Consider the following 19,360-nt stretch of genomic DNA (forward strand, 5'->3'; position numbering starts at 1 on the left):
TTTTAGCCTGGTCCGCAGACTATCGCTCTCAAACCTCGCGAGCCCCACCAGAAGGGGTTTCGCTGCCGCCGCCTGAGGAGAAAATTAGAAATGACCTTCGTCGTCACCGACAACTGCATCAAGTGCAAGTACACCGACTGCGTAGAAGTGTGTCCGGTGGACTGCTTTTACGAAGGCCCGAACTTCCTGGTCATCCACCCGGACGAGTGCATTGACTGCGCCCTGTGTGAGCCTGAATGCCCGGCCGTCGCTATTTTCTCCGAGGATGAAGTCCCGGCAGAGATGCAGCAATTTATTCAGTTGAACGTTGAGCTGGCGGAAATCTGGCCGAACATCACTGAGAAGAAAGACTCGCTGCCGGATGCAGCCGAGTGGGATGGCAAAAAAGGTAAGATTGCAGACCTCGAACGCTGATAGCGTCGTCGCCCCCAAAAGGCCCCTTGCGGGCCTTTTTGCGTTTCTGGATGGCAAGTTTCACTTTTCTGCAGGCAAAAAAAGGGGCGGTATGACCCGCCCACATTTTTTCCCTAGTCCCTGTATTCCTTTTCATCGTCCTGATGAATCGCATCCTGCGACGTTCCCTCAAACCATCGTTCCTTGATGGCCGTGTCAATCCGTGGACACAGGGCTGATCTTAAAGAGTTCCAAAGGAAGTTCAACAGGATGCAACTTGAGGACTGACAGGGGCAAGGCTTCAAGCCACAATAAATAATTGTTATTTTTCAAGTAGATAGAAAATACTCTCGATAATCAGAGTCGCTCATGACGGCTAAATAACCCGTTCGCTTACGAGAAAGTAAGTGAATGCTTACACCAGCCATTGCGTAAAAGCGTAACAAGCCCCCCTTGCCCATTCTGCAGACAAGAAAAAGCCCCGACAACGTCGAGGCTTCTTTCCCTTAAAAGGGTTCAGTCGTCGCTGACTGTAATGGTCGGCATCGCCGGTGCCGCCGCTTCCTGGAGGACGATCCGCGCGCCCACGTGACGGGCCAGCTCCTGATAAACCATAGCGATCTGGCCATCGGGCTCGGCGGCCACGGTAGGCTTGCCGCCATCTGCCTGTTCGCGAATGCCCATCGACAGCGGCAGCGAGGCCAGCAACTCGACCCCGTACTGCGTGGCTAGCTTCTCGCCACCACCTTCACCGAACAGATGCTCGGCGTGGCCGCAGTTGGAGCAGATGTGCACAGCCATGTTCTCTACGACGCCCAGCACCGGGATGTTGACCTTGCGAAACATCTCCACGCCTTTCCTCGCGTCCAGCAGCGCCAGGTCCTGAGGAGTGGTCACGATCACCGAACCGGCCACCGGCACCTTTTGCGCCAGGGTCAGTTGGATATCACCGGTGCCTGGCGGCATATCGATCACCAGGTAGTCCAGGTCGCCCCAGGCGGTCTGGGTGACCAGCTGCAGCAGCGCACCGGAGACCATCGGCCCACGCCAGACCATCGGCGTATTCTCATCGGTCAGGAACGCCATGGACATGACTTCCACACCCAGGGACTCGATGGGCACGAACCACTTCTGATCCTTGATTTTCGGACGTGTGCCTTCGGCAATGCCGAACATCACGCCTTGGCTCGGGCCGTAGATATCGGCGTCGAGAATCCCCACGCGCGCACCTTCACGGGCCAGGGCCAGGGCCAGGTTGGCCGCGGTGGTGGATTTACCCACGCCGCCCTTGCCGGACGCCACAGCCACCACGTTCTTGACGTTGGCCAGGCCAGGAATCTGCGCCTGCGCCTTGTGCGGTGCGATCACGCACTGGATGTCGACCTTGGCCGAACGCACGCCGTCCAGGCCTTCGATGGCCATTTGCAGCATCTGCGCCCAACCGTTCTTGAACAGACCGGCGGCATAGCCCAGTTCCAACTGGACCGACACCTGGTCGCCCTGGACATCGATGGCGCGTACACAGCCGGCACTGACCGGGTCCTGGTTCAAATAGGGGTCGGTGTACTGGCGAAGAACGGCTTCCACCGCTGCGCGATTGACGGCGCTCATGGGCTACTCCCGAAAAAAGACTGACTGAAACAGGCGGCTATCCTAACCGTTCCAGCGGCCCAGCGGCATGCTTTCGCAGCCTGGGAAAATTCTGAAACAGCGCCACGGGGTGAAATAAATTTCCCGGCGCTTTATAGTGGCCGACCTCCGTTTCATCAAGTAGCCGAGCCCCATGTCCGAGCCACGCAAGATCCTCGTCACCAGCGCCCTGCCCTATGCCAATGGTTCCATCCATCTTGGCCATATGCTTGAGTACATCCAGACCGATATGTGGGTGCGCTTCCAGAAGCATCGCGGCAATCAATGCATTTATGTCTGCGCGGACGACGCCCACGGTTCGGCCATCATGCTACGCGCCGAAAAGGAAGGGGTCACCCCGGAACAACTGATCGCCAATGTGCAGGCTGAACACAGCGCCGACTTTGCCGAGTTCCTGGTGGACTTCGACAACTTCCACTCGACCCACTCCGAAGAAAACCGTGAGCTGTCGAGCCAGATCTACAAGCGTCTGCGCGACGCCGGGCACATTGATACGCGCTCGATCACCCAGTATTTCGACCCGGAAAAGAAAATGTTCCTGGCCGACCGCTTCATCAAGGGCACCTGCCCGAAATGCGGCACGGAAGACCAGTACGGCGACAACTGTGAGAAATGCGGTGCCACCTACGCACCGACTGACCTGAAGGATCCGAAGTCGGCCATCTCCGGCGCCACCCCGGTGCTCAAGGATTCCCAGCACTTCTTCTTCAAGCTCCCGGATTTCCAGCAAATGCTGCAAACCTGGACCCGCAGCGGCACCCTGCAGGACGCCGTGGCGAACAAGATCGCCGAATGGCTGGATGCCGGCCTGCAACAGTGGGACATCTCCCGCGATGCGCCGTACTTTGGCTTCGAAATTCCCGATGAACCAGGCAAGTATTTCTACGTGTGGCTGGACGCGCCGATCGGCTACATGGCCAGTTTCAAGAACCTGTGTGACCGCACGCCGGACCTGGACTTCGATGCGTTCTGGGCCAAGGACTCCACTGCCGAGCTGTACCATTTCATCGGCAAGGACATCGTCAATTTCCACGCGCTGTTCTGGCCGGCGATGCTCGAAGGTTCGGGCTACCGCAAGCCGACCGGGATCGCCGTGCACGGCTACCTGACCGTCAACGGCCAGAAGATGTCCAAGTCCCGTGGCACCTTTATCAAGGCGCGCACTTACCTGGACCACCTGTCGCCGGAATACCTGCGCTACTACTACGCCTCCAAGCTGGGCCGTGGCGTCGACGATCTCGACTTGAACCTCGAAGACTTCGTACAGAAGGTCAACTCGGACCTCGTGGGCAAAGTCGTCAATATCGCCAGCCGCTGCGCCGGGTTCATCCACAAGGGCAACGCCGGTGTGCTGGCGGCCGAGAACGCCGCACCGGAGCTGACCGACGCATTCCTGGCCGCTGCGCCAAGCATCGCCGATGCCTACGAAGCCCGCGACTTTGCCCGCGCCATGCGCGAGATCATGGGCCTGGCCGACCGCGCCAACGCCTGGATCGCCGACAAGGCGCCGTGGTCGCTGAACAAGCAGGAAGGCAAGCAAGCTGAAGTCCAGGCTATCTGCGCCACGGGCATCAACCTGTTCCGCCAGTTGGTGATCTTCCTCAAGCCGGTGCTGCCATTGTTGGCGGCGGACGCCGAGGCGTTTCTCAACGTTGCGCCGTTGACCTGGAACGATCACGCCACTTTGCTCAGCAACCATCAGTTGAATGAGTTCAAACCGTTGATGACCCGCATCGACCCGGTCAAGGTCCAGGCCATGACCGACGCATCGAAAGAAGACCTCGCCGCCAGCCAGACCGACACGGGCGAATCGACGCCTGCGGGCAATGGCGAATTGACCAAGGACCCGCTTTCCCCGGAAATCGAGTTCGACGCCTTTGCCGCCGTGGACTTGCGTGTTGCGCTGATCGTGAAGGCCGAAGCCGTGGAGGGCGCCGACAAGCTGCTGCGCCTGACACTGGACATCGGTGACGAGCAACGCAACGTGTTCTCCGGGATCAAGAGTGCTTACCCGGACCCATCCAAGCTCGATGGTCGCCTGACCATGATGATCGCCAACCTCAAGCCACGGAAAATGAAGTTCGGTATTTCCGAAGGCATGGTGATGGCGGCGGGCCCTGGTGGCGAAGAAATCTACCTGCTGAGCCCCGACAGCGGAGCCAAGCCGGGTCAACGCATTAAGTAAGGCCTGTGGCTTGAGAAGGCCTGTGGAGAGCGGGCGTATTGTGGCAAGCGCGCTTGTAGTGGCAAGGTGGGCTTGTAGTGGCGAGCGGGCTTGCCCCGCGTTGGGCTGCGTAGCAGCCCCAATACGGCAACCGCATTATCTATAGTTAAAACCGGGTGCCTGGTTTAGGGCCGCTGCGCGCCCCAACGCGGGCAAGCCCGCTCACCACGACAAACCCGCTCGCCACTACAAGCCCAACCACCACAACACGCCCTGTTCGCTAACCGGCATGACCATGACCGATATGCTCCTCACCCTTGTCAGCGCCGCCCTGATCAGCAACTTCGTGTTGCAGATGCCGCTGGCTGTCGACTCGGTATTGGCCAAGGCTTCACGCCCACAGGTGCATGCCCTGGGCATTGCCACCACGGTGTTGATGGTATTGAGCGGCGTGCTGGGCTATCTGCTGGATCATTTTGTGCTGCAGCCACTGGCGCTGACCGCCCTGCGGCTGTTCGTGTTTCTACCGCTGACTGCGTTGCTGATTCGCCCCGTGCTGAACCTGCTCAATCGCCTGCGCCCCGCGCTGCCGCTGGAAGGTCTGTGGCCACTGCTGCTCGGCAATGCGGGCATTTTGGGCGTGGTACTGCTGGGCATCCAAGACGATAAGGGCCTGGCGCACATGACCGCATTGAGCCTCGGAGCCGGGCTTGGTTTCTGGCTGGTATTGAGCCTGTTCAGCGATCTGCGCCAGCGCATCGCCGAGAACGATATCCCCCTGCCCTTTCGCGGCTTGCCGGTAGAGCTGATCAGCGCCGGGTTGATGGCGGTGGCTTTTCTGGGTTTCAACGCAATGATCAAAGCATGAACCTGATTCAACGTATCGACGCGCTGCTGCCGCAAACCCAATGCGGCAAGTGCGGGCACCCGGGCTGCAAGCCTTACGCCGAGGGCATTGCCCAAGGCGAGGCGATCAACAAGTGCCCGCCGGGTGGGCAGGAAACCATCGCAGGGCTCGCGAATTTGCTGAATGTTCCAGTGCTGGCACTGGACACCACCCGTGGCGAGGCGCCTGCGCAGATTGCCTATATCCGCGAGGCCGAGTGCATCGGTTGTACAAAATGCATCCAGGCCTGCCCGGTGGACGCGATTGTCGGCTCCGCCAAGCTGATGCACACGGTGATCATCGATGAGTGCACCGGGTGTGATCTGTGCGTTGCGCCCTGCCCAGTCGATTGCATCGAGATGCGTCCGCTGGCCACGGTGTTGCCTATCGTCGGCGGCTTGGCGGCCAACGATAACGAACGCCATGAACGTGGTCTCAAGCGCGACCGCGCACGGCGGCGCTTTGAACAACGCAACGCGCGCCTGCAACGGGAAGAAGCGCACAGGACTGCCGAACGCCTGGCTCGGGCCAAGCGCGCCGCGCCGGTGGAACCGGTGCAGGTCGATACAGCCCAGGCGGCCCACGATGCGGCAGTCAAGAAAGCCAAAATCGGTGTCGCGATGAGCCGCGCCCAGTTGCACAAATCGTTGAAAGCTTTTGGTCATCCGCCCACGTTTGAACAGCAGTCGCAATTGATCGTGCTGCAACAGCAGTTCGAAGCAGCGGAGCAAACACTTGCCACACTGGAGGTAAACAGCGCTCCCGCGGCGGCGCCACCGCCCGCCAATACGGCCGATCTCAAGCGCGCCAAAATCCAGCTGGCAATGCGCCGTGCCGAGCTGAAGAAAGCCCAGGATCAGAACGCCGATCCGCACCAATTAGCCGAGGCGCAAGGCAAGCTCGATGAAGCGCAGCGCCAGGTCGATGCCCATGGCCACGCTTGACCCGCAACAGGTCCTGCAGCGCGTGTTGCTGGCGACGCTGCCGGGTGTCTTGGCGATGTTCTGGTTATACGGCTGGGGCGTGCTGATCAATCTGTTGCTGGCGGGTGGTTGCGCACTCTTGGTCGATACGGGTGTCAATCGGCTGCGGGGACGGCGCCTCAGTGATCTGAGCAGTCTGATCACCGCTACACTGCTGGCCCTGGCACTGCCCCCTTATTGCCCCTGGTGGCTGTGCGTGGCTGCGGTCGCTGGCGGGCTGCTGTTGGGCAAGCATCTGTATGGCAGCAACCGCAACCCGTTCAACCCGGCAATGGTCGGCTATGCCTTGATGCTGGTTGCCTTTCCACAACCGATGACCCACTGGCCCGCGCCCCATGGGCTGGACCTGTTGGCCGGCGTGCATCAGGTATTGGGCCTGCAGGGCGATACGCCAGATGCCTGGGCACAGGCGACCGCACTGGATGCCCTGCGAATCAACAAGAGCCTGACCATCGATGAGTTGTTCGCCCGTAGCCCGGCCTTTGGTTTTTTCGGCGGCAACGGCAGCGAGTGGGTGAACCTGGCCTTTCTGGCGGGCGGGATTGTGTTGTTGCGGCAACGGGTATTCAGCTGGCACGCACCGGTCGGCATGCTGGGCAGCCTCTTCGTGATCAGCTTGTTGTGCTGGAATGGGTCGGGCTCTGATTCCCATGGCTCGCCGCTGTTTCATCTGCTGAGCGGCGCGACCTTTCTCGGCGCATTTTTCATCGTGACCGAACCGGTGTCCGGCCCGAGAAGCCCGAAGGCACGCCTGTTATTTGGTGCGGGCGTGGGCGTGCTGACTTATCTGATTCGCATGTGGGGCGGTTACCCGGATGGTGTAGCCTTTGCAGTTCTGCTGATGAACCTGGCGGTGCCTGCGCTGGAGCGTCTGGCGGCAACGAAACAGCCGGCGGTGAATGCATGAAACCCACCAAAGGCCTGCTGCTGACGCTGTTCATCGCCGCCGGAGGAATCACTCTGATCCTGGCCCTTCAGCACCTGACTGCCGATAGCGCAGCCCAACAATCCCAGGCGCTAGAGCGCCAAGCCCTGCTTGACCTGTTGCCCGCCGACCGCTATGACAACCAGCCATTAGACCAGCCGCTGGCTATTGATCCGCAGCCACTGACAAACAGCCAACTGCACGGCGGCTACCTGGCGACCCTTTCGGGGCAACCCAGCGCCGTGTTGCTGCGCGTGCAAGCCAGCGGCTACGGTGGACCGATCGAGTTGCTGATCGCCATCGACCGTAACGGCAAGCTCGTGGGGATCAAAACCTTGGAGCAGTCAGAAACGCCGAGCCTCGGCGGCCATATCAGCGAGCCGGGTAATGCCTGGCTGGCCGCTTTTCAGCGGCACTCACGCAGCGACACGCAGGACTTCGACCAGATGGCCGGAGCAACCCTGACATCTCGCGCGGTGATCAACGCCGTTCACGATGCGTTGCGTTACTTCGACGAGCACCGGTCTTTACTGCTGGAGCAACACGCGCATGACTAGAGCTTTTGGCCTGGCCAACACGATGATGCTGGCGCCGTTGATCGGCGTGAGTGACACACTGCCCAAGGCGTTGAGTTTCTTCGGGCTGTCGGTGTTGATCGTGACGCTGTTCGGCTTGGCCATGGGAGGTTTGCGAGCGCGCCTGAGCACGTCCCTGCAGCTGATTGCGAGCCTGATGCTGGCGGCTACGTTGGTCAGTGCCGTGCAGTTACTGTTACAGGCGTTTGCACTGCCGATGTATCAGCATTTGGGCATCTATCTCACACTGATCAGCGTTCAATGTGTCGTATTAGAGCAGTGCGGTTTTTTCGATGCGGGTCAACACAAGGCTCGACTGCAGTTGTTCGGCCTGTTTGGCGCATTGCTGATCACCCTGGGGTTGCTGCGCGCCAGCGGCGCCACCATATTGATACCTGCCGGGTTTATCCTCCTCGGACTATTGCTCGCAGGGTTCCAGGCCTGGACCCACTTTTCAACATCACGCTGACCGCCAGCAAGGAAACCCCTGCCCCATGAACGCCGCAAAACGCCTGGAAATTTTCCGCAGGCTTCACGAAGACAATCCGGAACCCAAGACCGAACTGGCCTACTCCTCGCCCTTCGAGTTGCTGATTGCGGTGATTCTCTCAGCCCAATCCACGGACGTTGGCGTCAACAAGGCCACGGCCAAGCTTTATCCGGTGGCTAACACGCCGGAGGCGATCCATGCGCTGGGTGTTGAAGGTCTGTCCGAATACATCAAGACCATCGGCTTGTACAACAGCAAGGCCAAAAATGTCATTGAGACCTGCCGCCTGCTGGTGGAACTGCATGGCAGTGAAGTGCCGCAAACCCGCGAAGCCCTGGAGGCTCTGCCGGGTGTAGGCCGTAAGACCGCTAACGTGGTGCTCAATACGGCGTTTCGGCAACTGACGATGGCTGTGGACACGCATATTTTCCGTGTCAGCAACCGAACCGGCATTGCCCGTGGCAAAAACGTGGTGGAAGTGGAAAAGCAGTTGATGAAGTTTGTTCCCAAGCCGTATCTGCTTGATTCCCACCACTGGCTGATCCTTCACGGACGCTACGTTTGCCAGGCCCGCAAGCCACGCTGCGGCAGCTGTCGCATCGAAGACCTGTGCGAATACAAGGAAAAAACTTCCGACGATTGAGTGATCAACACTTTTTTCGATGAGTCGATTGAAAAAATCTTTTTTACCCGCCCATGGATTATCGTTATAAGGAGCGCCAACGGCAGTCTTAGCCCGGAGTGAACCTTATGAGCACTGGCAAAGAACAACTGGAAGTGGAAGACGAGCTCGTTGAGTCAGAGGACGATGCGCCGGAAGCACCTGTTACAGAGGTAGCCAAGACCAATCTAAGCAAACGCCGCACTATCGACAATCTTCTGGAAGAGCGACGCTTGCAAAAACAGCTGGCCGACTACGACTTCGACCTCTGATAGAGCCGATAACGGCCAGAAGCCTCCCTGACGGAGGCTTTTTTCTGCCGATATGCCTGGCTATCAATCGTTAGGGCGACGCCCTCCTCTATACCAAACCGTTGCGTTGGGCCAACTCGATCAAGTCCACCAGGGAACGGGCATTTAGCTTGAGCAGCAAGCGTGTTTTGTAGGTGCTGACGGTCTTGTTGCTGAGGAACATGCCGTCGGCGATCTCCTTGTTGGTTTTGCCCCGAGCCAGTTGTTGCAGCACCATCATCTCTCGCCCCGAAAGGCGCTCGACCATGTCGGCCTCGCTGGCGTTGCCCATGGTGGAGCGCACCGAGTTCAACGCCTGGTTCGGGAAGTAGCTGTAGCCGGAGAGTACCGCCTTTATGGCACTCAGCAACTCGGTCAGGTCCTGTTGCTTGCACACGTAGCCGGCCGCCCCCGCCTGCATGCAACGCATGGAGAAATGGCCCGGGGCCTGTGACGTAAGAACCAGCACCTTGAACGGTACGGCTTGCTTGGTGGAGGACAGCCTGCAAATAACTTCCAGACCATCAAGTTTGGGAATTCCAATATCCAGTATGACAATGTCCGGCATATGCTCCCGCGCAAGTTGCAACGCATCGACACCGTTATCGGTCTCGGCAACGACCTCATAACCATGACGCTCCATTAGCATACGCACAGCAAGACGAATGACGGGATGATCATCCACGATCAGCACTTTATTCATGAGAAAGTCCAATTTCGCTGTTCGAATTATTCAGAGCAAGCACAATAGCCTAGTCGTTTCCTAGTTGGCATAGCTTTACCCCCCAAGCAACAGCAAGCAGAGACGCACCCCACAATGAGATAGGAATTAGCCTACAAAAAAACGCCAGCTTAGAGGTATCGCGTTTTATGCAGGCTTTCAGACCTTTCCGGGACCACACATATTTTGAGTGAAATCCCCAACAGATAAGGGGGACAGGGTAAACGTGACGCACACGAGTTTCAGGAAATGCCCCTTGCTTGTCCGTTCCGAACGCGTGAGCAGGTGAAAATAAGCCAGCTGTTTCAGTTCCATTCAACATATTTATTTACACCACAATTTTCCTACAGATATTTCAGCGCACTGCATTCACGCCGCACTTCTGTGAGTGAATTATCTGTAAGACATAGTTCCTGTTGAGGTGTAAATAATTCACTCAACTGCGCAAACAGAAAGCAATTGTCCGTAATCAAATTGCAATGATTTCTAAGCGACAGAATATCTACAGGCGTTAAACATTAATAAACATGAGGTTTGCCTTTCCTTTATACAGGCAAAAAAAATGGCCCCTTCAACAAGGGGCCACTCTTCAAATCACCTGGTGCACTCAGAACAACTTGCGACCCTTGTTGGCCGCAATGCGCATGCGCAGTGCATTCAACTTGATGAAGCCAGCTGCGTCCGCCTGGTTGTAGGCGCCGCCGTCTTCTTCGAAGGTAGCAATGTTGGCATCGAACAGCGACTCATCCGACTTGCGACCGGTGACGATCACGTTGCCCTTGTACAGTTTCAGGCGCACAACGCCGTTCACGTGGGCCTGGGAGGCGTCGATCATCTGTTGCAGCATCAGACGCTCAGGGCTCCACCAGTAGCCGGTGTAGATCAGGCTGGCGTACTTGGGCATCAGCTCATCTTTGAGGTGAGCCACTTCGCGGTCCAGGGTGATGGACTCGATGGCGCGGTGAGCGCGCAGCATGATGGTGCCGCCCGGGGTCTCGTAGCAGCCACGGGACTTCATGCCCACGTAACGGTTCTCGACGATGTCGAGACGGCCAATACCGTGTTCGCCGCCGATACGGTTCAGGGTCGCCAGCACGGTGGCCGGGGTCATTTCGACGCCGTCCAGCGCGACGATGTCGCCGTTGCGGTAGGTCAGTTCCAGGTACTGGGCCTTGTCAGGAGCGTTCTCCGGGGAGACGGTCCATTTCCACATGTCTTCTTCGTGCTCGGTCCAGGTGTCTTCCAGCACGCCGCCTTCATAGGAGATGTGCAGCAAGTTGGCGTCCATCGAGTACGGGGACTTCTTCTTGCCGTGACGCTCGATCGGGATCGCGTGCTTTTCAGCGTAATCCATCAGCTTTTCACGGGACAGCAGGTCCCACTCACGCCAAGGAGCAATCACTTTCACGCCAGGTTTCAGCGCGTAGGCGCCCAGCTCGAAACGCACCTGGTCGTTACCCTTGCCGGTGGCGCCATGGGAAATGGCGTCAGCGCCGGTTTCGTTGGCGATTTCGATCAGGCGCTTGGCGATCAGCGGACGTGCGATGGAGGTACCCAGCAGGTACTCGCCTTCGTAGACGGTGTTGGCGCGAAACATCGGGAAAACGAAATCGCGGACGAACTCTTCGCGCAGGTCGTCAATGTAGATCTCTTTCACGCCCATGGCTTGCGCCTTGGCACGTGCAGGTTCGACCTCTTCGCCCTGACCCAGGTCAGCGGTGAAGGTCACCACTTCACAGTTATAAGTATCCTGCAGCCACTTGAGGATCACCGAAGTGTCCAGGCCGCCGGAATACGCGAGAACGACCTTGTTTACGTCGGCCATGCCATCACTCCACGGGGTTTTACGGAAAGGCGTCGATTCTACCGACCAAAACCGTGAAATTACAGGGGCGCGACAGCAAATGAAGATAAAGCGACAGATTATGTCGAGTGGGCGACCGATGGTCGCACCTTATGAGGTGGCTGCCGGGTTACTTGGGCCCGTGGCCTGGGGTGCCGGTTTTTCGGGAGCGGCGACGCGCTCAAGCTGAATGTTCACGCGGCGGTTGCGAGCCCGGTTGGCAGCATTGGAGTTGGGCGCCAAGGGGTAACTTTCACCGTGGAACCGCATGGTGATCTGCGACTCCTGGATGCCATTGGCCTTGAAGTAGTCCAGCACGGCCAAGGCACGACGGCGCGAAACATCGCGGTTGGTCAGGCGGTTACCGCTGTTGTCGGAGTGCCCGTTCAACTCGATATGGTTGACCGTCGGGTCGGCCTTCATGAACGCCACTATCACCGCCAGTTTCTGCTTGGCGGCCGCATCCAGTTCGATGCCGCCACCGGGGAAACCGACTTCCGCCTGCTTGACCTGATCGTAGTTCATCGGCAACAGCTTGGCAGTGCACAGTTGATAGTCGTTGTAGGCTTTGTTGAACTTCATCGGCAACAGGCGAATTTCCGAGTAGCCGCCTTCGCGCCCGTAATGCCTCACGGTGGGGCTGCGCCCTTCGAGCAACCCAGTGAACAGGCGCCCGGCCTGGGCCTGTGAACTGTTGAACAGTACGTCGCCACTGCCCGCGCGCACGGAACCGAGGTTGATATCGCCCCGGCCCGGTTGCCAGGGCGCAGCGGCTGCCAACAAGGTGGCGGAGCCCGCGCCCAGCGAGCCGTTATAGGCTTTCAGACGGAACGTGGCCTGCTCGCCAGCGCGGCGCACGAACTCACCCGAGCCGAAATCGGTGATAGGCTGGGTCAAGCGGCACTCGAATTTGTCGCCCTCCACTTTCCACTCAATATTCTCCAGACGTGTCTGGAACGTGAGGGCCATCGCAGGCAGGCTGGCGAACACACTGAGCAGGGCTAGATAATGCTGGCGCACGGGAGGCTCCACTGGTTTCTACAACACTTCAAAGCGTCATACATCGTTAAGGCATACCCAGGGATATCGGTCGCATCCTGCAAAACTTGATAGCGAGTGCCTGCAAGTGTCTTTTCCGGTAGCATTCCCACCAGATTGACCCGCCTGGAATCCCCAATGTCCGACCGCCTGACCCTGCTGCGTCCCGACGACTGGCATATTCATCTTCGCGATGGTGCTGCGTTGCCCCAAACCGTGGCCGATGTAGCGCGCACGTTTGGCCGTGCCATCATCATGCCTAACCTGGTACCTCCGGTGCGTAATGCCGCGGAAGCCGACGCCTATCGCCAGCGCATCCTCGCTGCGCGACCGGCCGGCAGCCGCTTCGAACCGTTGATGGTGCTCTACCTGACCGACCGCACCCAGCCCGAAGAAATTCGCGAGGCCAAGGCCAGCGGTTATGTTCACGCCGCCAAGTTGTACCCGGCAGGCGCGACCACCAACTCCGACTCCGGCGTGACCAGCATCGACAAGATCCTGCCGGCCATCGAAGCCATGGCGGAAGTCGGCATGCCGCTGCTGATCCACGGTGAAGTTACCCGTGGCGACGTGGATGTATTCGATCGCGAGAAGGTCTTCATCGACGAGCATATGCGCCGGGTGGTCGAGCTGTTCCCGACCCTCAAGGTGGTGTTCGAACACATCACCACCGCCGATGCCGTGCAGTTCGTCACCGAGGCCTCGGCCAATGTTGGCGCGACCATCACTGCGCATCACCTGCTCTATAACCGCAACCACATGCTGGTGGGCGGGATTCGGCCGCACTTCTATTGCCTGCCGATCCTCAAGCGCAACACCCACCAGGTGGCCTTGCTGGACGCCGCGACCAGCGGCAACCCGAAGTTCTTCCTCGGCACCGACTCCGCACCCCATGCCCAACACGCAAAAGAAGCCGCGTGCGGCTGTGCCGGTTGCTACACCGCGTATGCGGCGATCGAGCTGTACGCCGAAGCGTTCGAACAGCGCAACGCCCTGGACAAGCTCGAAGGCTTCGCCAGCCTCAATGGCCCGTGTTTCTATGGCCTGCCGGCGAATACCGACCGCATTACCCTGGTCCGTGAAGATTGGACCGCCCCTACCAGCCTGCCATTTGGCGAGCTGACTGTTATCCCGCTGCGCGCCGGTGAAACACTGCGCTGGCGCCTGCTGGAGGAAAGCAAGTGAGTGAAGACCATTACGACGACGAACACGAGCACAGTGGTGGCGGCTCTCGTCACCCGATGGCCGAGCGTTTTCGCGGCTATCTGCCGGTTGTCATCGACGTAGAAACGGGTGGTTTCAACTGCGCCACCGACGCCCTGCTGGAAATCGCCGCCACCACCATCGGCATGGACGAACAGGGTTTTGTGTTCGCGGAACACACGCACTTCTTCCGTGTTGAGCCGTTCGAAGGCGCCAATATCGAGGCGGCGGCCCTGGAATTTACCGGGATCAAGCTCGATCACCCATTGCGCATGGCAGTGAGTGAAGAAGCGGCGCTGACCGACATCTTCCGCGGCGTGCGCAAGGCACTGAAGGCCAATGGCTGCAAACGCGCGATCCTGGTCGGGCATAACAGCAGTTTTGATTTGGGCTTCCTCAACGCAGCCGTCGCGCGACTGGACATGAAGCGCAACCCGTTTCACCCGTTCTCCAGCTTTGACACGGCGACCCTCGCCGGCTTGGCCTACGGTCAGACCGTATTGGCCAAAGCCTGCCAGGCCGCCGGTATCGACTTTGACGGACGCGAAGCTCACTCGGCCCGCTACGACACCGAGAAGACCGCAGAACTGTTCTGCGGCATCGTCAACCGCTGGAAACAGATGGGTGGCTGGGAAGATTTCAACGACTGATATCTAGCGCGAACTTTTGTTGCAAGCAAACTCGTTGCGGGGGGCGGGCTTGTTGTGGCGAGCGGGCTTGCCCCGCGTTGGGCTGCGAAGCGGCCCCAATAAGACCTCCGCGATTTACCTGGCAGACCGCGGTGTCAGGTTCTGGGGCCGCTTCGCAGCCCAACGCGGGGCAAGCCCGCTCGCCACAGTCGTATCCCGCGCATAAAAAAACCGGCCTTTTCAGGCCGGTTTTTTTGTACCGCGAAACCGGCTTACAGCTTGCCGGCGTTCTCGGTCAGGTAAGCCGCGACGCCTTCTGGCGAAGCGTTCATGCCTTTGTCGCCTTTTTTCCAGTTGGCAGGGCAGACTTCGCCGTGCTCTTCGTGGAATTGCAGGGCGTCGACCAGGCGGATCAGCTCTTCCATGTTACGGCCCAGCGGCAGGTCGTTGATGATCTGCGAACGGACAACGCCTTTGTCGTCGATCAGGAACGCGCCACGGAAAGCCACGCCGCCTTCGGATTCAACGTCGTAGGCCTTGGCGATGTCGTGCTTCATGTCGGCAGCCATGGTGTATTTGACTTTGCCGATGCCGCCATCATTGATGGCCGTGTTACGCCAGGCGTTGTGGGTGAAGTGGGAGTCGATGGAAACAGCGACTACTTCAACGTTGCGCGCCTTGAAATCGTCCATGCGGTGATCCAGAGCGATCAGCTCCGAAGGGCAGACGAAGGTGAAGTCCAGCGGGTAGAAGAACACCAGGCCGTATTTGCCTTTGATGGCTTCAGACAGCTTGAAGCTGTCAACGATTTCGCCATTGCCGAGGACGGCTGGGACGTCGAAATCCGGGGCTTGTTTGCCGACGAGTACGCTCATTGGATAACTCCTGATGTAAGGGTGACGATTGAAGTAAAGGACCGGCCCTGATTCTGCCGCGTATAAGCGACAGGTCTGTGACGCGGTCACGCTTCGTGAAGACCGACCATCATACACTGAAAAAACCGTTCGTCAGTGCGCGGGCGGCGCAGGTGCAAAGACCTACGATTCTACTTTGACAATCATTCTCGTTAACATTAAGATCCACCGCACTTAAGCCTTAAACCGTGATGGTTCTCCCTTATGTATGTGTGCCTCTGTACTGGCGTCACCGACGGACAAATCCGCGAAGCAATCTACGAAGGTTGCTGCAGCTACAAGGAAGTGCGTGAAACCACCGGCGTTGCCAGCCAATGTGGTAAATGTGCTTGCCTCGCCAAGCAAGTGGTACGGGAAACCCTGACGCAGCTGCAAACAGCCCAGGCCGCGCTCCCCTATTCAGCAGAATTTACACACGCTTAAATAGGCGTGTTTTAAAGAACCGGACTTAGTGTCCGGTTTTTTTATGCCTGTAATTCAAATAGTTAGCGCCAAGACGCGGAACACAAACATTCTTATTCCGATTAATTTTCATTTATTATTCAATAACTTAGGTTTGACACTCGCGTTATCGCCGCTCAAACTCCGCCCTATACACAGCTATTACAGGGCAGGACCCCAGTCATGAAAGGCGACATCTCAGTCATCCAGCAACTCAACAAAATCCTTGCCAATGAACTGGTCGCGATCAATCAGTACTTCCTGCATGCACGCATGTATGACGATTGGGGCCTGGAAAAGCTGGGCAAGCGTGAATACAAAGAATCCATCAAGGCCATGAAGGACGCTGACGCGCTGATCAAGCGCATCCTGTTCCTGGAAGGCCTGCCGAACGTGCAGGACCTGGGCAAGCTGAGCATCGGCGAGCACACCCAGGAAATGATCAGCAGCGACCTGGGTTTTGAGCGCAAGAGCCATAGCGACCTCAAGGCCGCCATCGCACACTGCGAAGTGGCCAAGGACTTCGGCAGCCGCGAACTGCTGGAAGATATCCTGGAAGACCAGGAAGAACACATCGACTGGCTGGAAACCCAACTGGGCCTGATCGACAAGGTCAGCCTGGAGAACTACCTGCAATCGCAGATGGGTGAATAACCCTTAGTTCGCAGCCACAAAAAGCCCCGCTCTCTCAACGAGAAGCGGGGCTTTTTATTGACCGGCATATTGTAGGAGCCTGCCTGCCGACGATGGCGTCCGCAAGTGCGGCGCCAGGCTCAAGGGCCAATCGCCGGCAAGCCGGCTCCTACGGGATCAGGCTTCGGTCTTGGCTGCTGCTTTTGCCGCTGCGTCTTTGACCAGCGTTTGCAACGAACCATCAGCGGCCATTTCAGTGATGATGTCACTGCCGCCGACCAACTCACCGGCTACCCACAATTGTGGGAAAGTAGGCCAGTTGGCGTACTTCGGCAGGTTGGCACGGATTTCCGGGTTCTGCAGGATATCCACGTAGGCGAACTTCTCGCCGCACTGCATGATGGCCTGGGAGGCCTTCGCGGAGAAACCGCACTGAGGAGCGTTTGGCGCGCCCTTCATGTAAAGCAGAATGGTGTTGCTGGCAATCTGCTCTTTGATCGTTTCAATGATATCCATGGAACACCTCTGCTGGAACTTTGCGACTCACAGGTCGGCACGGTGGCGCATTGTAACGCAAAATCCCGGCGCGGTGCGCGGGCGCCCTATGCGGCCGCTACCTGTACCGGCACGCCGTTCAGCGCGGCGTTGCCGGATAACTCATCCAACTGCCGCTCGTCGGTCAAGTCATTGGCGCTCGCCCCCGGCTGATTACTGGCGATGGTCATCTGCACCCCCGGGCGGCCATGGCCCCAACCGTGCGGCAGGCTGACCACACCGGGCATCATGTCCAGGCTGGCGACCACTTCCACCTCGATCATGCCGATACGCGAACTGACCCTCACCCGCTGCCCATCGCTCAAATGGCGGCTGGCCAGGTCGTCGGGATGCATGTGCAATTGATGCCGAGGCTTGCCTTTCACTAGCCGATGATAGTTATGCATCCATGAATTATTGCTGCGTACATGACGACGGCCGATCAGCAGCAGTTCGTTCGCAACAGGTACAGGCTGCGCCGAAAAACGCGCCAAGTCCGCCAGAATCACCGCGGGCGCCGCCTGCACCTGGCCATCGGCGGTTTTCAGCCGCGCGGCGAGATTGGGCTTGAGCGGCCCCAGATCCACGCCATGGGGATGATCCGCCAGCATCGCCACCGACAGTTTGTGACTGGACGCATCACCGTACGCCCCTGCACGCAGCCCGAAGTCGATCATCTGCGCCGGCGGCATCGTCGGCTTCAGCGCGACACCTGTCTGCGCTGCAAAGGCCTTGGCCAGGCCGACAAAAATCTCCCAGTCATGCAGCGCGCCCTCAGGCTTGGGCAGGATCGCGCGATTGAAGCGGGTGACATTGCGCACCGCGAACATATTGAAGGTAGTGTCGTAATGATCGTTTTCCAGCGCCGACGTGGACGGCAGGATCAGGTCGGCGTAACGCGTGGTCTCGTTGATATAGAGGTCGACGCTGACCATGAACTCCAGCCCGTCCAGAGCCTGTTCCAACTGACGGCCATTGGGTGTCGACAGCACCGGGTTGCCGGCGACCGTGACGAGGGCGCGAATCTGACCCTCGCCTTCGGTCAGCATTTCTTCCGCCAGGGCCGACACAGGCAACTCGCCACCATACTCAGGGCGCCCTGACACACGGCTCTGCCAGCGATTGAAATGCCCGCCGCCAGTCGACGCCACCAGGTCCACCGCTGGCGTCGTGCACAAGGCGCCGCCGACCCGGTCCAGATTCCCGCTGACCAGGTTGATCAACTGCACCAGCCAATGGCACAACGTGCCGAATGCCTGGGTCGACACGCCCATACGGCCGTAGCACACCGCCTTGTCCGCAGCGGCAAAGTCCCGCGCCAACTGGCGGATCTGCTCGGCAGGCACAGCACATTGGCGGCTCATGGCCTCGGCGGTGAACCCGGCAATTGCACGGCGCACCTCCTCCAGGCCTTCAACCGGGAGGTGACTGTCGCGGGTCAACTTCTCGGTAAACAGCGTGTTGAGCACCCCGAACAACAGCGCCGCATCACCGCCAGGTCGCACAAACAGGTGCTGATCGGCAATCGCCGCCGTCTCGCTGCGCCGCGGGTCGACCACCACCACTTTGCCGCCCCGGGCCTGGATGGCTTTCAGGCGCTTCTCCACATCGGGCACGGTCATGATGCTGCCGTTGGACGCCAGCGGGTTGCCGCCCAGGATCAGCATGAAGTCGGTGTGGTCAATGTCCGGGATCGGCAGCAACAGGCCATGGCCGTACATCAGGTGGCTGGTGAGATGATGGGGCAACTGGTCCACAGAGGTCGCGGAGAACCGGTTGCGCGTCTTGAGCTGGCCCAGGAAGTAGTTGCTGTGGGTCATCAATCCATAGTTATGCACGCTGGGATTGCCCTGATACACCGCCACCGCGTTCTGCCCATGCCGCGCCTGAATACACGCGAGTCGCTCGGCCACCAGCGCAAACGCGTCGTCCCACGGGATCGGCTGCCATTCGCTGCCCACCCGTAACATAGGCTGGCGCAGACGGTCCGGATCGTTCTGGATATCCTGCAGCGCCACGGCCTTGGGGCAGATATGCCCACGACTGAAACTGTCTTGGGCGTCGCCCTTGATCGAAGTAATCGCCAGGCTGCCGTCCTCAGCCTGGGTGGTTTCCAGGGTCAGTCCGCAGATGGCTTCACACAGATGGCAGGCACGGTGGTGGAGAGTCTTGGTCATGGCCAGTCTCTTTATTAGGGCGTTGGCCCAACTATGGGCCTCGACCTGCAAGGGCGCCAGCAACGTTCGTCCCGTGAATTGAAGGGCATCAGGCCACGCCATGACCAAGCGTGAACAAATGTTTCAGAAGCCCCCAAGAGCCCCCTGAAACCGACACAGCCCAGCCTGGGCACGCCCTGGCGCATTGCAAAAGGTTGCAACGCCAGTGTA

20 protein-coding genes are annotated in these 19,360 nt (G+C 59.0%); 13 read left to right on the top strand and 7 right to left on the bottom strand.

What is annotated here, in order from left to right; translation table 11 throughout:
- The first annotated feature begins 90 nt into the window (after window positions 1–90).
- Complete coding sequence (gene fdxA / locus ACR52_RS02475; RefSeq protein WP_048720124.1) at window positions 91–414, top strand: ferredoxin FdxA; 324 nt, start codon at window positions 91–93, stop codon at window positions 412–414.
- A gap of 495 nt (window positions 415–909) precedes the next feature.
- On the opposite strand, the gene apbC is transcribed toward fdxA, so the two are convergent.
- On the bottom strand, window positions 910–2,004 hold the full coding sequence (gene apbC / locus ACR52_RS02480) for an iron-sulfur cluster carrier protein ApbC (protein ID WP_048720126.1): 1,095 nt from the start codon (window positions 2,002–2,004) through the stop codon (window positions 910–912).
- A 172-nt stretch (window positions 2,005–2,176) separates the two neighbouring features.
- On the opposite strand from apbC, the gene metG reads away from it, so the two are divergent.
- The 8 genes from metG to ACR52_RS02520 all read left to right on the top strand — a co-directional run bounded on the left by metG (window position 2,177) and on the right by ACR52_RS02520 (window position 8,999).
- Window positions 2,177–4,228, top strand: coding sequence for a methionine--tRNA ligase (metG, locus tag ACR52_RS02485; protein WP_048720128.1), 2,052 nt, complete (start codon window positions 2,177–2,179; stop codon window positions 4,226–4,228).
- A 274-nt stretch (window positions 4,229–4,502) separates the two neighbouring features.
- Entirely contained in the window at window positions 4,503–5,075 is a 573-nt protein-coding gene (locus ACR52_RS02490; protein ID WP_048720130.1) for an Rnf-Nqr domain containing protein, read from the top strand.
- Window positions 5,072–6,037 (top strand): electron transport complex subunit RsxB, encoded by a 966-nt coding sequence (gene rsxB, locus ACR52_RS02495; protein ID WP_048720131.1) that lies wholly within the window; start codon window positions 5,072–5,074, stop codon window positions 6,035–6,037. Before ACR52_RS02490 ends, rsxB begins: the two co-directional genes overlap by 4 nt.
- A complete protein-coding gene (locus ACR52_RS02500; RefSeq protein ID WP_408003330.1) occupies window positions 6,024–6,983 on the top strand; it encodes an RnfABCDGE type electron transport complex subunit D in 960 nt (319 codons plus the stop codon). Before rsxB ends, ACR52_RS02500 begins: the two co-directional genes overlap by 14 nt.
- Complete coding sequence (locus ACR52_RS02505; RefSeq protein WP_048720134.1) at window positions 6,980–7,558, top strand: RnfABCDGE type electron transport complex subunit G; 579 nt, start codon at window positions 6,980–6,982, stop codon at window positions 7,556–7,558. The genes ACR52_RS02500 and ACR52_RS02505 overlap by 4 nt, the downstream gene beginning before the upstream one ends.
- A complete protein-coding gene (locus ACR52_RS02510) occupies window positions 7,551–8,045 on the top strand; it encodes an Rnf-Nqr domain containing protein (RefSeq protein ID WP_048720135.1) in 495 nt (164 codons plus the stop codon). The genes ACR52_RS02505 and ACR52_RS02510 overlap by 8 nt, the downstream gene beginning before the upstream one ends.
- A 25-nt stretch (window positions 8,046–8,070) precedes the next feature.
- A complete protein-coding gene (gene nth / locus ACR52_RS02515; RefSeq protein WP_048720136.1) occupies window positions 8,071–8,709 on the top strand; it encodes an endonuclease III in 639 nt (212 codons plus the stop codon).
- A gap of 107 nt (window positions 8,710–8,816) precedes the next feature.
- Entirely contained in the window at window positions 8,817–8,999 is a 183-nt protein-coding gene (locus tag ACR52_RS02520; RefSeq protein WP_048720138.1) for a PA3496 family putative envelope integrity protein, read from the top strand.
- An 88-nt stretch (window positions 9,000–9,087) separates the two neighbouring features.
- Here the strand turns inward: ACR52_RS02520 and ACR52_RS02525 are convergent, their stop codons facing one another.
- The 3 genes from ACR52_RS02525 to ACR52_RS02535 all read right to left on the bottom strand — a co-directional run bounded on the left by ACR52_RS02525 (window position 9,088) and on the right by ACR52_RS02535 (window position 12,601).
- A complete protein-coding gene (locus ACR52_RS02525) occupies window positions 9,088–9,720 on the bottom strand; it encodes a response regulator transcription factor (protein ID WP_048720139.1) in 633 nt (210 codons plus the stop codon).
- 625 nt (window positions 9,721–10,345) lie between these two features.
- Window positions 10,346–11,563, bottom strand: coding sequence for an argininosuccinate synthase (locus ACR52_RS02530; RefSeq protein ID WP_048720141.1), 1,218 nt, complete (start codon window positions 11,561–11,563; stop codon window positions 10,346–10,348).
- Between the two features lie 129 nt (window positions 11,564–11,692).
- The gene (locus ACR52_RS02535) at window positions 11,693–12,601 is read right to left on the bottom strand and encodes a flagellar protein MotY (protein WP_048720143.1); all 909 of its coding nucleotides are present in this window, start codon (window positions 12,599–12,601) and stop codon (window positions 11,693–11,695) included.
- 156 nt (window positions 12,602–12,757) lie between these two features.
- Between ACR52_RS02535 and pyrC the strand changes: the two genes are divergently transcribed.
- Both pyrC and rnt read left to right on the top strand, forming a co-directional pair.
- Window positions 12,758–13,804 carry a dihydroorotase gene (pyrC, locus tag ACR52_RS02540; protein WP_048720146.1) on the top strand — a complete coding sequence of 349 codons (1,047 nt, stop codon included), beginning with the start codon at window positions 12,758–12,760 and terminating at the stop codon, window positions 13,802–13,804.
- Window positions 13,801–14,472, top strand: a complete 672-nt coding sequence (rnt, locus tag ACR52_RS02545) for a ribonuclease T (protein ID WP_017844623.1) — start codon at window positions 13,801–13,803, stop codon at window positions 14,470–14,472. The genes pyrC and rnt overlap by 4 nt, the downstream gene beginning before the upstream one ends.
- A gap of 251 nt (window positions 14,473–14,723) precedes the next feature.
- Here the strand turns inward: rnt and ACR52_RS02550 are convergent, their stop codons facing one another.
- Window positions 14,724–15,326, bottom strand: coding sequence for a peroxiredoxin (locus ACR52_RS02550; RefSeq protein ID WP_003172097.1), 603 nt, complete (start codon window positions 15,324–15,326; stop codon window positions 14,724–14,726).
- A 243-nt stretch (window positions 15,327–15,569) separates the two neighbouring features.
- Between ACR52_RS02550 and ACR52_RS02555 the strand changes: the two genes are divergently transcribed.
- Complete coding sequence (locus ACR52_RS02555) at window positions 15,570–15,788, top strand: bacterioferritin-associated ferredoxin (protein WP_010564137.1); 219 nt, start codon at window positions 15,570–15,572, stop codon at window positions 15,786–15,788.
- A gap of 201 nt (window positions 15,789–15,989) precedes the next feature.
- Window positions 15,990–16,460, top strand: coding sequence for a bacterioferritin (gene bfr / locus ACR52_RS02560; protein WP_048720160.1), 471 nt, complete (start codon window positions 15,990–15,992; stop codon window positions 16,458–16,460).
- Between the two features lie 156 nt (window positions 16,461–16,616).
- On the opposite strand, the gene grxD is transcribed toward bfr, so the two are convergent.
- Together grxD and ACR52_RS02570 are read right to left on the bottom strand one after the other, a co-directional pair.
- Window positions 16,617–16,955 (bottom strand): Grx4 family monothiol glutaredoxin, encoded by a 339-nt coding sequence (gene grxD, locus ACR52_RS02565; RefSeq protein WP_048720162.1) that lies wholly within the window; start codon window positions 16,953–16,955, stop codon window positions 16,617–16,619.
- Between the two features lie 86 nt (window positions 16,956–17,041).
- The gene (locus ACR52_RS02570; protein ID WP_048720163.1) at window positions 17,042–19,150 is read right to left on the bottom strand and encodes a molybdopterin oxidoreductase family protein; all 2,109 of its coding nucleotides are present in this window, start codon (window positions 19,148–19,150) and stop codon (window positions 17,042–17,044) included.
- Window positions 19,151–19,360: the final 210 nt, after the last annotated feature.

The organism is Pseudomonas fildesensis (assembly GCF_001050345.1).
GTDB lineage: Bacteria > Pseudomonadota > Gammaproteobacteria > Pseudomonadales > Pseudomonadaceae > Aquipseudomonas > Aquipseudomonas fildesensis.

Coding starts and splice junctions, on each gene's coding strand:
- ACR52_RS02550 (WP_003172097.1), bottom strand. CDS start 15,326: ATGAGCGTACTCGTCGGCAAACAAGCCCCGGATTTCGACGTCCCAGCC.
- ACR52_RS02505 (WP_048720134.1), top strand. CDS start 6,980: ATGAAACCCACCAAAGGCCTGCTGCTGACGCTGTTCATCGCCGCCGGA.
- ACR52_RS02500 (WP_408003330.1), top strand. CDS start 6,024: ATGGCCACGCTTGACCCGCAACAGGTCCTGCAGCGCGTGTTGCTGGCG.
- ACR52_RS02525 (WP_048720139.1), bottom strand. CDS start 9,720: ATGAATAAAGTGCTGATCGTGGATGATCATCCCGTCATTCGTCTTGCT.
- metG (WP_048720128.1), top strand. CDS start 2,177: ATGTCCGAGCCACGCAAGATCCTCGTCACCAGCGCCCTGCCCTATGCC.
- ACR52_RS02490 (WP_048720130.1), top strand. CDS start 4,503: ATGACCGATATGCTCCTCACCCTTGTCAGCGCCGCCCTGATCAGCAAC.
- ACR52_RS02530 (WP_048720141.1), bottom strand. CDS start 11,563: ATGGCCGACGTAAACAAGGTCGTTCTCGCGTATTCCGGCGGCCTGGAC.
- fdxA (WP_048720124.1), top strand. CDS start 91: ATGACCTTCGTCGTCACCGACAACTGCATCAAGTGCAAGTACACCGAC.
- ACR52_RS02570 (WP_048720163.1), bottom strand. CDS start 19,150: ATGACCAAGACTCTCCACCACCGTGCCTGCCATCTGTGTGAAGCCATC.
- bfr (WP_048720160.1), top strand. CDS start 15,990: ATGAAAGGCGACATCTCAGTCATCCAGCAACTCAACAAAATCCTTGCC.
- ACR52_RS02510 (WP_048720135.1), top strand. CDS start 7,551: ATGACTAGAGCTTTTGGCCTGGCCAACACGATGATGCTGGCGCCGTTG.
- apbC (WP_048720126.1), bottom strand. CDS start 2,004: ATGAGCGCCGTCAATCGCGCAGCGGTGGAAGCCGTTCTTCGCCAGTAC.
- rsxB (WP_048720131.1), top strand. CDS start 5,072: ATGAACCTGATTCAACGTATCGACGCGCTGCTGCCGCAAACCCAATGC.
- ACR52_RS02520 (WP_048720138.1), top strand. CDS start 8,817: ATGAGCACTGGCAAAGAACAACTGGAAGTGGAAGACGAGCTCGTTGAG.
- pyrC (WP_048720146.1), top strand. CDS start 12,758: ATGTCCGACCGCCTGACCCTGCTGCGTCCCGACGACTGGCATATTCAT.
- nth (WP_048720136.1), top strand. CDS start 8,071: ATGAACGCCGCAAAACGCCTGGAAATTTTCCGCAGGCTTCACGAAGAC.
- ACR52_RS02555 (WP_010564137.1), top strand. CDS start 15,570: ATGTATGTGTGCCTCTGTACTGGCGTCACCGACGGACAAATCCGCGAA.
- grxD (WP_048720162.1), bottom strand. CDS start 16,955: ATGGATATCATTGAAACGATCAAAGAGCAGATTGCCAGCAACACCATT.